The organism is uncultured Mycobacterium sp. (assembly GCF_964249325.1).
In the GTDB taxonomy this organism is placed as follows: Bacteria; Actinomycetota; Actinomycetes; order Mycobacteriales; family Mycobacteriaceae; genus Mycobacterium.
Genome location: NZ_CAXUCH010000123.1, coordinates 1 through 12,866 on the forward strand (window position 1 = coordinate 1; position 12,866 = coordinate 12,866).

The 12,866-nt window shown below is 63.0% G+C and carries 11 protein-coding genes and 1 pseudogene; 3 read left to right on the top strand and 9 right to left on the bottom strand.

Annotated elements, in window-relative coordinates; genetic code table 11:
* Positions 1 to 570 (bottom strand): annotated as a pseudogene (locus tag ACFE99_RS15560) (hypothetical protein); the annotation flags it as partial.
* A 215-nt stretch (positions 571 to 785) separates the two neighbouring features.
* Between ACFE99_RS15560 and ACFE99_RS15565 the strand changes: the two are divergent.
* A complete protein-coding gene (locus tag ACFE99_RS15565; protein WP_375486790.1) occupies positions 786 to 1,826 on the top strand; it encodes an NAD(P)-dependent alcohol dehydrogenase in 1,041 nt (346 codons plus the stop codon).
* A 10-nt stretch (positions 1,827 to 1,836) separates the two neighbouring features.
* Here the strand turns inward: ACFE99_RS15565 and ACFE99_RS15570 are convergent, their stop codons facing one another.
* The 8 genes from ACFE99_RS15570 to ACFE99_RS15605 form a co-directional block, all read right to left on the bottom strand.
* A complete protein-coding gene (locus tag ACFE99_RS15570) occupies positions 1,837 to 2,193 on the bottom strand; it encodes a DUF3349 domain-containing protein (protein ID WP_375486792.1) in 357 nt (118 codons plus the stop codon).
* 110 nt (positions 2,194 to 2,303) lie between these two features.
* Entirely contained in the window at positions 2,304 to 3,278 is a 975-nt protein-coding gene (nrdF, locus tag ACFE99_RS15575) for a class 1b ribonucleoside-diphosphate reductase subunit beta (protein WP_375486794.1), read from the bottom strand.
* 121 nt (positions 3,279 to 3,399) lie between these two features.
* Positions 3,400 to 4,959: a flavin-containing monooxygenase gene (locus ACFE99_RS15580; RefSeq protein ID WP_375486796.1), complete on the bottom strand. Its 1,560-nt coding sequence runs from the start codon at positions 4,957 to 4,959 to the stop codon at positions 3,400 to 3,402.
* Between the two features lie 131 nt (positions 4,960 to 5,090).
* Entirely contained in the window at positions 5,091 to 5,831 is a 741-nt protein-coding gene (locus tag ACFE99_RS15585) for a TetR/AcrR family transcriptional regulator (RefSeq protein ID WP_375486798.1), read from the bottom strand.
* A 113-nt stretch (positions 5,832 to 5,944) separates the two neighbouring features.
* Positions 5,945 to 9,289: a class 1b ribonucleoside-diphosphate reductase subunit alpha gene (gene nrdE / locus ACFE99_RS15590; RefSeq protein ID WP_375486808.1), complete on the bottom strand. Its 3,345-nt coding sequence runs from the start codon at positions 9,287 to 9,289 to the stop codon at positions 5,945 to 5,947.
* A 20-nt stretch (positions 9,290 to 9,309) separates the two neighbouring features.
* Complete coding sequence (gene nrdI, locus ACFE99_RS15595; protein ID WP_375486810.1) at positions 9,310 to 9,765, bottom strand: class Ib ribonucleoside-diphosphate reductase assembly flavoprotein NrdI; 456 nt, start codon at positions 9,763 to 9,765, stop codon at positions 9,310 to 9,312.
* A gap of 4 nt (positions 9,766 to 9,769) precedes the next feature.
* Positions 9,770 to 10,009: a redoxin NrdH gene (locus ACFE99_RS15600; RefSeq protein ID WP_375486800.1), complete on the bottom strand. Its 240-nt coding sequence runs from the start codon at positions 10,007 to 10,009 to the stop codon at positions 9,770 to 9,772.
* A 464-nt stretch (positions 10,010 to 10,473) separates the two neighbouring features.
* Positions 10,474 to 11,028 (bottom strand): NAD(P)H-dependent oxidoreductase, encoded by a 555-nt coding sequence (locus ACFE99_RS15605; RefSeq protein ID WP_375486802.1) that lies wholly within the window; start codon positions 11,026 to 11,028, stop codon positions 10,474 to 10,476.
* An 86-nt stretch (positions 11,029 to 11,114) separates the two neighbouring features.
* Between ACFE99_RS15605 and ACFE99_RS15610 the strand changes: the two genes are divergently transcribed.
* Positions 11,115 to 11,717, top strand: a complete 603-nt coding sequence (locus ACFE99_RS15610; RefSeq protein WP_375486804.1) for a TetR/AcrR family transcriptional regulator — start codon at positions 11,115 to 11,117, stop codon at positions 11,715 to 11,717.
* Positions 11,705 to 12,751 (top strand): DNA polymerase IV, encoded by a 1,047-nt coding sequence (locus tag ACFE99_RS15615; protein ID WP_375486806.1) that lies wholly within the window; start codon positions 11,705 to 11,707, stop codon positions 12,749 to 12,751. Before ACFE99_RS15610 ends, ACFE99_RS15615 begins: the two co-directional genes overlap by 13 nt.
* The last annotated feature ends 115 nt before the right edge of the window (positions 12,752 to 12,866 follow it).

Genomic DNA, 12,866 nt, shown 5'->3' on the forward strand with positions numbered 1-12,866 from the left:
CCCCACGACGAGGCAGAGGGCGCCGGCCCACGCACCGCCGCGCAGGCCGATGCGGTCCAGCCACACGAACGTCAGCAGGGCTCCGGGCGGGTGGCCGGAGATGTGGGTGATCCAGGAGTCGGGCTGGAAGTCGGGGATCCGCCGGGCGAAGCCGCGCAGCATCGCCGGTATGTCGGTGATCCCCGGCACCTGGTTGAGGTACTCGTGGCGCGCGGTGAGGCGGCCGGCGAACCCGCGTTGCCACCCGTCGATCATCGCGAGCGAGAACGCCCATGTCGCCGACACCGCCCAGGTGACCAGCTTCAGCGACCACCACGACAGTCGGTGGGCCACCGTGGGCCCCCACGCCACCACGGCTGCCGCCACCGCGATCGCCGCTGGGGTGCCCCACCCGACGTGGGTTTCCCACCAGCCGAAGATGGGCGCGGTGTCGGCGAACTGCTGGCGTCGCGCGGCGTCGGCGCGGATCAGCGGGGTGACGATGCCCAGGTGCAGGTGCGGCACCACGAAAGCGGCCGCCACCAGCACGACAGCCAGGGGCACCGCCACCGCCTCGCTGCGCACCTTCACGGGCCCAGCGTAGGAACAGCCACCGGGCGGCGCCCTGCCGTCACAGCGGCGGTCACTGCCGCGACCCCATGGTTGACGGCCCAATGGTTAACGGTGCCTTGCGCGCGCCGAGCTGTGACGTTGCCCTCACGCACCAAAATACATAGGCTGGCTATGCTAATGTGGTTATGTTCCCAAAACCTGATGCTGAATTAGCCGCACTCACGAGGTTTGCCATGAGCAGGGTTTCTGCGTACGCCGCCACGTCGGCGACCGAGCCGCTGATTAAGACCACCATCACTCGCCGCGAACCCGGCCCCCACGACGTCGTGATCGACATCAAGTTCTGCGGGATCTGCCACTCGGACATCCACACCGCCAAAGCCGAATGGGGCCAACCGAATTACCCTGTCGTGCCCGGCCACGAGATCGCCGGCGTGGTAAGCGCTGTCGGCTCTGACGTCACCAAGTACACGGTCGGTGACCGCGTCGGCGTAGGTTGCTTTGTGGATTCCTGCCGTGAGTGCAGCAGCTGCCTAAGCGGTTTGGAGCAGTACTGCAAACCCGGAATGACGACCACCTACAACGCCATCGGCCGTGACGGCCAGCCGACTTACGGCGGGTACAGCCAAGCGATCGTCGTCGACGAGAACTACGCACTGCGCATTCCCGACTCGCTGCCGCTGGACGCGGCGGCACCGCTGCTGTGCGCGGGCATCACGCTCTACTCACCGTTGCGGCACTGGAACACCCGGCCCGGCAAGCGGGTGGCGGTCATCGGGCTCGGAGGCCTTGGCCACATGGGAGTGAAGCTCGGTAAGGCGATGGGCGCTGAGGTGACCGTGCTGTCGCAGTCGCTGAAGAAGATGGAGCACGGGCTGCGCCTGGGCGCCAGCGAGTACTACGCGACCTCGGATCGCGAGACCTTCCGCAAGCTACGCGGCAGCTTCGACCTGATCCTCAACACGGTTTCAGCGAATCTGGATCTCGGCCAATATCTGAACCTGCTCGACGTCGACGGCACGCTCGTCGAACTAGGCATCCCTGAACACCCGATGGCCGTGCGGGCCTTCGGTCTCGTGCTGATGCGCCGCAGCATCGCTGGGTCGAACATCGGCGGTATAGAAGAGACTCAGGAGATGCTGAACTTCTGCGCCGAGCACGATGTGCGGCCCGAAATCGAGGTCATCGAACCTGCGTACATCAATGAGGCCTACGAGCGCGTATTGGCTAGCGACGTGCGCTACCGCTTCGTCATCGACACCTCAACGCTGTAAGGCTTCTGCCTCAGCTGGCCGTTGCATGGCCCGCATCGTCGCCGGCCTGGCTGAGGTCGACACCTTGCAGCGGCCAGCCGGCGGCGGCGAGCGTGCCGGCGACCCGCCTGATGTTCTCCGGGCCCGCGTCGTAATGCGTCATGTCGGAAACGAAGTCGGCGATGTCGTCCCGCTGGCCCGTCCCATCGGCGAGTGCTGCGGATCCGGGCGTGGTCATTCTCTGCACCACTTCGCGGACCTGATCGTCTGTCAGATCAGTGCTGCGCAACAGCGCCAGAAGCGGTACACGGTCCGGGCCCGGCACACCGTCGGGATAGCCCGCCCGTAGCCAGTCCAACACCGAACTCAGAAACGACTCGCTCGCCATGTCACCAGTTTTCCGGTCGTAGCCTTACCAGCGCCACTATGGCGCTGCATGATGACACAATTCACACGTGTTCACAGCCGACACGGCACACCCGGCTTTGGCACGGCTAATCAGAAGTCCCAGTCTTCGTCTTCGGTGACGACGGCTTTGCCGATCACATATGACGATCCCGACCCGGAGAAGAAGTCGTGGTTCTCGTCGGCGTTGGGTGATAGCGCCGAAAGGATCGCCGGGTTCACGTCGGTCTCGTCGCGCGGGAACAGCGCCTCGTAGCCAAGGTTCATCAACGCCTTGTTGGCGTTGTAGCGCAAGAACTTTTTGACGTCTTCGGTCAACCCGACCTCGTCGTAGAGATCCTGGGTGTACTCCACCTCGTTGTCGTAAAGCTCGAACAGCAGCTCGTAGGTGTAGTCCTTGAGCTCTTGGCGCTTGGGCTCATCGACCAACGCCAGCCCGCGCTGGTACTTGTAGCCGATGTAGTAACCGTGCACGGCCTCGTCACGGATGATCAAGCGGATCATGTCCGCGGTGTTGGTCAACTTGGCCCGGCTCGACCAGTACATCGGCAGATAGAACCCGGAATAGAACAGGAAACTCTCCAACAGCGTGGAAGCCACTTTGCGCTTGAGCGGCTCGTCGCCGCGGTAGTACTGCATCACGATCTCGGCTTTGCGCTGCAGGTTGGGGTTTTCCTCCGACCAGCGGAAGGCGTCATCGATCTCGGCAGTCGAACACAGCGTGGAGAAAATGTTGCTGTAGCTGCGCGCGTGCACCGACTCCATGAACGCGATGTTGGTGTAGACGGCTTCCTCATGCGGCGTCAGCGCGTCGGGAATCAGGCTGACCGCCCCGACTGTGCCTTGGATGGTGTCTAGCAGCGTCAGCCCGGTGAACACCCGCATGGTCAGCTGCTTCTCGCCGGCGGTCAGGGTGCTCCATGATGGGATGTCGTTGGACACCGGCACCTTCTCAGGCAGCCAGAAGTTTCCGGTCAGCCGCTCCCAGACCTCGGCGTCCTTTTCGTCTTGCAGCCGGTTCCAGTTGATCGCCGAAACACGGTCGATCAGCTTCACGTTGTCGGTCACCAGCACCCCACTTCACCAGGACATTTGTCTGCTGTGTTCAGGCCTCAAACACTACCCCTGGGGTGTGACAACTCGCCGCAGCACAACACCTTGTGTCGTGCGTATTTTGTGGGTGCGCGGGCTAGTCGGCGACGGCCAGCGCCGTGCGCTCGCCTGGCGAGTCGACGCCTACCCCGAAGAACTGGTACTCGGCAGGATTCACTGAACGCGTACCCATCCAGTACTCCCACGTGTAGCCGCCCCAGAGCACTCGGTTGTTGCCGTGCTCGTCGAGGTACCAGCTGCTGCAGCCACCGGTATTCCACACCGAGCGGCCCAGCCTGCGTTGCAGTTCGGCGTTGAACCGGTCCTGCGCCGCGCGGGTGGGTGCCAGCGCCTGCGCGCCGACCCGGTCGCACGTGGCGATTGCGTCGGCGACATAACGGATCTGCGACTCGATCATGAAAACCACTGAGTTGTGGCCTAGTCCGGTGTTGGGGCCCAGCAGGAAAAACAGGTTGGGCACGTCAGCGACCGTGATGCCGCGGTGAGCGCCGAGGCCCTCGCGGTTCCAGCGGTCCACCAGGTCCTCGCCGTGCAAGCCTTTGATCTGCACATACGTGTAGAAGTCGGTGAACTCCAAAACATTAAATCGCACGATCACGTCGGCCGGGCGATGCGTGCCGTCGGCGGTGACGATCCCGTCGGGCGTTATCCGGGCGATGCGGTCGGTGATCAGTTCGGTCTTGGGATCCGCCACCGCAGGGTAGTAGGTGGACGAGTTGAGGATTCGCTTACAGCCGATCCGGTAATTCGGCGTCAGCTTGCGGCGCAGCTCACGGTCTTTCACCGAGCGGCGGATGTTCCACTTGGCAAGGGCCTCAATGCCTTTGAGAATGTTCGGCCGCTTGGTCATGCCGTAAGCCAGTGCTTCTTGACCCCAGTAGATCGTGGTCCGCAACGCCCATGCCAGACCGGGGATAGTTGTCAGGGTGCGCCGCAGCCAGGCGGGCAGTTCCTCGTTGGTCCGCGGCACCACCCACGGCGGAGTGCGTTGGTAGAGCTGCAGTTCGGCGACCTGATCGACGATCTCAGGCACGATCTGGATCGCGCTGGCGCCGGTCCCGATCACCGCGACCCGCTTGCCGGTCAGGTCGACGTCATGGTTCCACTCCGCCGAATGGAAAGCGGCGCCTCCAGCATTCACGAATTCGTCACGGCCCTCAATGTCGGGAACCAACGGTATGTGCAGCGCGCCCGCACCTGAGATCAGGAACTGGGCGACGTATTCGCGTCCGTCTGCGGTGAATACGTGCCAGCGGTAGTCGTCGTCGTCCCAGTGCCCGCGGTCGACGAGCGAGTTGAACACCATGTAGCGGCGCAGCCCGTATTTGTCGGTAACGCCTTTGAGATAGTCCCAGATCTCGTCTTGGTAGGAGAACAGGTGCTTCCAGTCCGGCTTCGGTTCGAAGGAGAACGAGTACAGGTGCGACGGGATGTCACAAGCGCAGCCCGGGTAGCTGTTGTCGCGCCAAGTGCCACCCACATCGTTGGCTTTCTCCAGGATCAGGAAGTCCACGCCCTGTTTTTGCAGTGCGATGCCCATGCCGATCCCGGAGAACCCGGTCCCGATGATCAACGCGCGGGTGTGCACAGGCGGTGCTTGAGTGGCGGGCTGTGGCATCGACTCGGCAACGGACATGGCGGATCGGTCTTCCTGTTCAGGGGTGTTGTTAGCGGCGAGCGCTCTGGGCGCCCGTCCGGCGCAAGTACCCAGTACCCAGGGTATCGGATGAGTGTTGTCGATCGCGGCAGCGATGTCAACGCCGCGGCTTAGCTGACGGCGGAGTTGCGCGGCACCGCGTGGTGGATCGGCAGGTCAGGGTCCATGGCGATGCCCAGCACCTCCGCGGTGCTGCTGATCACGCCCATCATGATCGTCGTCAGGTGCGCCACGAACTCGTCACGAGGCATCCGGCGCGGGCTGTCCGGACTGGGGCCCAGCCACCAGTCGGTGGCTGACTCGGCCGATCCGAAGGCGGCGAAGGCGGCAAGCTCGATCGCGGCGCGGTCGAGCTTGATTTCGCGGAGCTCGTTGTTGAACATCTCGGCCATCGCCAGGGTGATCTCGCGACCCTCATGGAGGGTCCGCATCGTCGCCTCGGACTGCTCGGGAAAGCGGCCCTGGATGAAGAACCGCAGCACATTGGGATGCTGGTCGACGAGGTCGACGTATTCCTCGACCGCGCGCCGGATCACCTCGCGAGCAGAGTTGGTAGAGAAGTCGATCGACGGGAAAATCGCCGCCCACAGCATGTCGCGCAGCCGTTCGCCGATCGCCTGGAAGAGATCTGACTTGTCGGTGAAGTGGCGGTAGATCTTCGGCTTGGCGGTGCCGGCCTCCTCGGCGATCTCGCGCACACTGACGTCGGGCCCCAACCGGTCGATGGCGCGGAAGGCCGCCTCGACGATCTCGCCGCGCACCTTCTTGCGGTGTTCGCGCCAGCGTTCGCTGCGCGCGTCGACCTTGGCCGCAGGCTTGGCGCCCGGGTGGGGTCGGGGGATTCTCACCACGTCAAGCACTTTACCGCGTCGCGGTCGCTGACCTGGGCAGACCGCTCACGAGTGCTAAACGTGCGAAGCGACAGGCCGGGAAGCTGTCACCAACTCACAGTCGGCGCCAGGATCTACAGCATGCAGGAGACGCAGCCTTCGACCTCGGTTCCTTCCAGCGCCATTTGGCGCAGCCGGATGTAGTACAGCGTCTTGATGCCCTTGCGCCAGGCGTAGATCTGGGCCTTGTTGACGTCGCGGGTGGTCGCGGTGTCCTTGAAGAACAACGTCAGCGATAGCCCTTGGTCCACATGCTGAGTGGCCGCGGCGTACGTGTCGATGATCTTCTCGTAGCCGATCTCGTAGGCGTCCTGGTAGTACTCGAGGTTGTCGTTGGTCATGTATGGCGCGGGATAGTAGACCCGGCCGATCTTGCCTTCCTTGCGGATCTCGATCTTCGACACGATCGGATGGATCGAGCTCGTCGAGTGGTTGATGTACGAGATCGACCCCGTCGGCGGCACCGCCTGCAGGTTCTGGTTGTAGATGCCGTGCGCTTGCACCGACTCCTCCAATCGCCGCCAATCGTCTTGGGTCGGAATGCGGATGCCGGCATCGGCGAAAAGTTGACGCACCTTGGGCGTCTTGGGCTCCCACACCTGTTCGGTGTACTTGTCGAAGAACTCCCCCGACGCGTACTTGGACCGCTCGAATCCCTTGAAGTGCGTGCCCCGTTCCATGGCAATGCGGTTGGAGGCCCGCAGCGCGTGGTAGAGCACCGTGTAGAAGTAGATGTTGGTGAAGTCGATGCCTTCCTCGGACCCGTAGAAGATGTGCTCGCGGGCCAGGTATCCGTGCAGGTTCATCTGCCCCAGGCCAATGGCGTGAGACTCGTTGTTCCCCTTGTCAATCGACGGCACCGAATAGATGTGGGTCTGATCCGACACGGCCGTCAACGCACGGATCGCCACCTCGATGGTCTGCGCGAAATCCGGTGAGTCCATCGTCTTGGCGATGTTCAGCGACCCAAGGTTACATGAAATGTCTTTGCCCACCGTGGCGTACGACAAATCGTCGTTGAACACCGAGGGGGTGGAGACTTGCAGAATCTCCGAGCACAGGTTCGAATGGGTGATCTTGCCCTCGATAGGATTGGACCGGTTCACCGTGTCCTCGAACATGATGTACGGATAGCCGGATTCGAACTGCAGCTCGGCCAGCGTCTGGAAGAACTCCCTCGCCTTGATCTTGGACTTGCGGATGCGGGGGTTGTCGAGCATCTCGTAATACTTCTCGGTTACCGAGATGTCGGCGAACGGCACACCATAAACCCGTTCGACGTCGTACGGCGAGAAAAGGTACATGTCGTCGTTGCGCTTGGCCAGCTCGAACGTGATGTCGGGTATCACGACGCCGAGGCTCAGCGTCTTGATCCGGATCTTTTCGTCAGCGTTCTCCCGCTTGGTGTCCAAAAAGCGGTAGATGTCGGGATGATGCGCATGCAGGTACACCGCTCCCGCACCCTGGCGCGCACCAAGCTGGTTGGCGTAGGAGAACGAATCCTCGAGCAGCTTCATGATAGGGATGACGCCCGAGCTCTGATTCTCGATGTTCTTGATCGGTGCGCCATGCTCGCGAATGTTGGTGAGCAGCAACGCAACTCCCCCGCCACGCTTGGAGAGCTGCAGCGCGGAGTTGATGGCTCGCCCGATGGACTCCATGTTGTCCTCGATGCGTAAAAGGAAGCAATTGTGGACGACCGCGCCACGAATCGTGTAGGTATGCGTGCCCTCAACGTGAAGGTTGTACACCTTCTCCGGAACTTGCTGCGTACGCTTCAGCTCGCGTATTCCGTATAAATGCCGCCCATGCACAACCTGATAAGTCTTGCGGGACGTTCCTTTTTGGCCCGTGTAGTTGTGCAGGTTCTTGCCGACATCAAAGATGAAGTCTTCATTGGTGCCGGGCAGCCCGGGGACGAACAACTGTCCCGTCACGTTGCCTGCTTGGTCGACGTACTGGCGGACCCTGGACACGATTCCCAACCGGCGCGCGATGAGCTGCACCTGATCGATCAGCTCCGGGTTCACCAGGTCGAGCACCATACCGCCGGTGGTGCAGCACCCGTCCCCACGGAACAGCCCTGCCAACAGTCCGCGCTGGAACTCTTCATCCGCTGTCAAGACGTCGTGCGATAACCGCTTCGTGTGGTATCCCGTTCCAGCCATGGAAAGGAACAGCGACGCCACGACCATGCTGTTGCAGACCATGCGAACCGAATAGTCCGAAACGCTTTGGTGGACAGAGAGTTCAGCTGCAAACACTCGCTTGAACGCCGCGGCCAACTCCTGCTGATATTCGAGTTCATTTGCGCCGAGCGTGAAGTGAATACCGTTGGCGATTAGACCGTCCGAGCCTGATCGCTTGGACACGTGACCTTCGGATATGTACCAGCCCAAGATGAGGCCGAGGTCGTACGACTCCTCGACGTATCGGTTCACCGACACGAATCTCATTCGGTGGCGCTGCTTGCTGCGGTGCTTCAAGTCGGCGTTCACCTTCCGAATGAGCCCGTCGACCTCTTCGTACACACCTTGGCCGACGTACTTCATCAGGTCATAAACGCGCCGCTTGCGTCCCTCCAGCGGTGCTGCCGTCACGACGAAGTCTTCTGGGTGAACGTCTTTGGCTGCTAGCCATACGAATCCATTGAATGGATCGGCACCATCGCCTTCGATGAGAGTCTCGACGTCGCGCGTCGTCCACACGAGGATCGGATGTTCCGGGGTGCATCGGATCGGCTCATTGTGCCCGAAGTGCGAGATCGACACCAGAGCCTGGTCGTTGGGGTTCTCGACAACGGATTCGACTACGGAGAAGGATCCGTCGTGCGAGAGCACCCGGTCACCGGGCTGCAGAGTTTCGATCGCTTTTGGGCCCTGGGGGGTATCCACCGGAGTCCCGGCCGGGAAGCAACTAACCGGCTCTCCGCGTTGCTTTTTGCCCGAGTTGAGGAACGTCGGGGTGGCCGGCTGAAAACGACCGTCGATGATCTCGTCGACCAGCTTCTCGGCCAGCACCGTGTCACCCGCGGCCAGGGTGAGCGCCACCATGCACACCCGGTCTTCGAAGCGCTCCAGATAGCGCTTGCCGTCGAAGGTTTTCAGCGTGTAGGAGGTGTAGTACTTGAACGCGCCCAAAAACGTTGGGAACCGGAACTTCTTGGCGTAGGCGCGGTCGAACAGCGACTTGACGAACGCACGCGAGTACTGGTCGAGCACCTCGCGCTCGTAGTACTCCTGCTCGATCAGGTAGTCCAGCTTCTCGTCGAGATCGTGGAAGAACACCGTGTTCTGGTTGACGTGCTGCCGGAAGTATTGATGCGCGGCCTGTACGTCCTTGTCGAACTGGATTTTGCCGTCGGGCCCGTACAGGTTCAGCATCGCGTTCAGGGCGTGGTAGTCCGTTTCGCCCTGCACCGGGGTGCGCCCGGCAGCAGCTACAGGCTCTGCAGCTGTGAGAGTCGGTGACACGTCTCGTCCTTCCAGAAGTCAGCCAGGCCCGCGCGGACGGCTTGCACGTCCTCGTCAGTTCCCATGAGTTCGAATCGGTAGAGGTAGGGAACGCCGCACTTGCGCGAGACCACCTCGCCCGCGTAGCAGAATTCCGCACCGAAGTTTGTGTTGCCCGCCGCAATCACGCCGCGCAGCAGCTCTCGATTGTGCTCGTTGTTCAAGAACGCGATGACCTGCTTGGGCACATAGCCGCCGTCGTTGATGTTGGGGGTCGCCCGACCGCCGCCGTAGGTGGGCAGCACTAAGACGTACGGCTGGTCCACCTCGATGCGTCCGTGCACCGGTATCCGCGTGGCGGGAACACCAAGCTTCTGCACGAATCGGTGGGTGTTCTCCGACACGCTGGAGAAATACACCAGGCTGGACGACGGCACCGCAATCTCCTTACGCGGTGAGCGCAGCTCCGGCGAGCGCCTTGATGCGATCGGGACGGAAGCCCGACCAGTGCTCGTTTCCCGCCACGACCACGGGCGCCTGCAGGTAACCCAGGGCCATCACGTAGTCACGCGCCTCGGAATCCAGCGTGATGTCGACCGTCTGGTAGGCAATGCCCTGTTTTTCCAGCGCCTTGTATGTGGCGTTGCACTGCACACAGGCGGGCTTGGTGTACACGGTGATGGTCATCGGCGGTTCGGCTCCTCTGCAGAACGACTGGGCACGGACTGGCAACTTCTCGGGCACTACCTCTGCACGACTGGTCGGCAGACCGTCAAACCCGAAATCCCGGTTCTCGACACCGCCGCGCGTCCACGCGCCGATGCCGGATTTCCGGAACGTCACCACGCTGGACCGAGGTGGCGAGCCTGGGGTCTGTCGGTTGCTCAAACACTACACCTAGTGGGTGACAATAAGAAGGGATACAAGATGTTCGGAACAACATTCGTGAAATTCCCTGGTCGTAAGCACTGTCCGCGGTACGCCATCGGCGTGTCGTAGATCACAATTCGGCAACTGCGGCGCATCATTGCGCTGCCGACAGGCTTACCAGCCGCCACGGACATCTATCGGTGGCTAAGCGTGGGAATGCGCGCCCACAGCAAAGCCGCCGACAGGCAAAGAGGTCCGTTCGGCGGCGCTGTCTCGTCCGCTTAGCTCACTTCGGCGGCCAGCTTGCCCACGACGTCGCGCACGCTGGACACCAGTTCGGCGTTCTCACGCGGACGCTTGCCGTCCAGCGACTGGAACGGCACCGAGAGCTTGATCGCCTCGACGACGCGTGGCCCGGCAATGCCGAACGACTTGCGGGTCTCGTCGTGTGCCCACAGCCCGCCATAGCGTCCCATCGACCCGCCGATGACCGCCAGCGGCTTGTCTTTCAACGCGCTGTTGCCGAATGGCCGCGACAGCCAGTCGATCGCGTTCTTCAGGACGCCGGGAATGCTGCCGTTGTATTCGGGGGTGACCACCAAGGCAGCGTCGGCGTCGGCAGCGGCGGAACGTAACGCGGTAACCGATGCCGGCGCGTCGGCGTTGTCGATGTCCTCGTTGTAGAAGGGCAGCTCGCCGAGTCCGTCAAATACGGTGACCGTGACGCCCTCGGGGGCGACCTCTGTCGCCAGCTGGGCAATCTGGCGGTTGACCGACTTGGCGCGCAGGCTTCCGACCAGCGCGAGCACCTTGATGTCCGGCTTGCGATCCGACATGGCGTCCTTTCCGTTCTCGGCTTATATCCTTGCACGACCGAACCGGACCATGGTCCGATTTATTCCGGTCGCGCTACAGTGCAGAGGTGAGCGTCGTCGACCACGCCCGTGAGCTGCCCGTTTCCGCGCCGCAAGAGCGCGGAGACGCAGCCCGCAACCGCGCGCTGCTGCTCGATGCGGCCCGTCGGCTCATCGCCGAAAACGGTTCCGAGGCGGTCACCATGGACGACATCGCCGCTGCGGCCGGGGTGGGCAAGGGCACGGTGTTCCGCCGGTTCGGCAGCCGAGCCGGTTTGATGATGGTGTTGCTCGGCGAAGACGAGAGCCGCCTCCAGCAGGCGTTCATGTTCGGGCCGCCGCCGCTGGGTCCCGATGCGCCGCCGCTGGAGCGCCTGCTTGCCTTCGGCCGCGAACGGCTGCGGTTTGTCCATACGCACCACACGCTGCTTTCCGCGGCTAGCCGCGACCCACAGACCCGTTACAACGCGCCGGCAATGTTGCTGCACACGCATGTCCGGATGTTGCTCGCGTCCGCCGGCTCCACGGGCGATCTGGACGCCCAGACCGACGCGTTGCTGGCCCTGCTTGACGCCGACTACGTCGAGCACCAACTCAACCACCGCGGCCACACCCTCGCGACGTTGGGCGACGCGTGGGAAAGCCTGGCACGCAAGCTATGCGGGCGGTGAGCACGGACTGGGTGCTGCACGTCGACCTCGACCAGTTCCTGGCATCGGTCGAGTTGCGTCGCCATCCCGAACTGGCGGGGCTGCCGGTCATTGTCGGTGGCAGCGGCGATCCGAACGAACCCCGCAAGGTCGTCACGTGCGCCTCGTATGAGGCCCGCGAGTTCGGGGTGCATGCTGGCATGCCTTTACGCACCGCCGCCCGCCGCTGCCCCGATGCCACCTTCCTGCCATCGGATCCAGCCGCCTATGACGCGGCCTCCGATCAAGTGATGAGCTTGCTGCGCGACCTGGGCTATCCGGTCGAGGTGTGGGGCTGGGACGAGGCGTACGTCGGCGTACCCGACGGCATCGACCCTGTCGACGTGGCCGAACAAATCCGCACCGTGATAGCGGCCGAAACCGGGCTTTCCTGCTCTGTCGGCATCAGCGACAACAAGCAGCGCGCCAAGGTCGCTACCGGATTCGCGAAACCGGCCGGCATCTACCAGCTCACCGACGCCAACTGGATGGCCGTGATGGCCGACCGGCCGGTTGACGCGCTCTGGGGTGTCGGTTCTCAGACTGCGAAAAAGCTTGCCAGCCTTGGCATCACCACGATCGGGCAGCTTGCCCACGCCGAAGCAGAGCTGCTCACCTCGATGTTCGGGCCCCGAATCGGCCTGTGGCTACTGTTGCTGGCCAAAGGTGGCGGCGACACCGATGTCAGCGCCGAACCATGGGTGCCGCGATCCCGTAGTCACGTCGTCACCTTCCCGCGTGACCTCACCGACCGAGCCGAAATGGTGTCCGCTGTAATCCAATTGGCCCAGCAGGCGCTGGCCGACATTGTGGCGCAATCCCGCATCGTGACCCGAGTTGCGGTCACAGTGCGAACGTCAACGTTCTACACCCGCACCAAAATCCGCAAGCTCGACGCACCCACCACCGACGCCGACGTCATCGTCGCTGCCGCGCTGCGGGTGCTCGACCTCTTCGAACTCGACCGGCCGGTCCGGCTGCTCGGGGTGCGCCTGGAACTGCAGATGCCGCAATAGGTTTGTCGCGCGGCGACCCGCTGCGCCCGGCTTCGCCGCGCTTGCGATCGCCGACGTGGGTTGTCGCGCGGCGACCCGCTGCGCCCGGCTTCGCCGCGCTTGCGATCGCCGACGT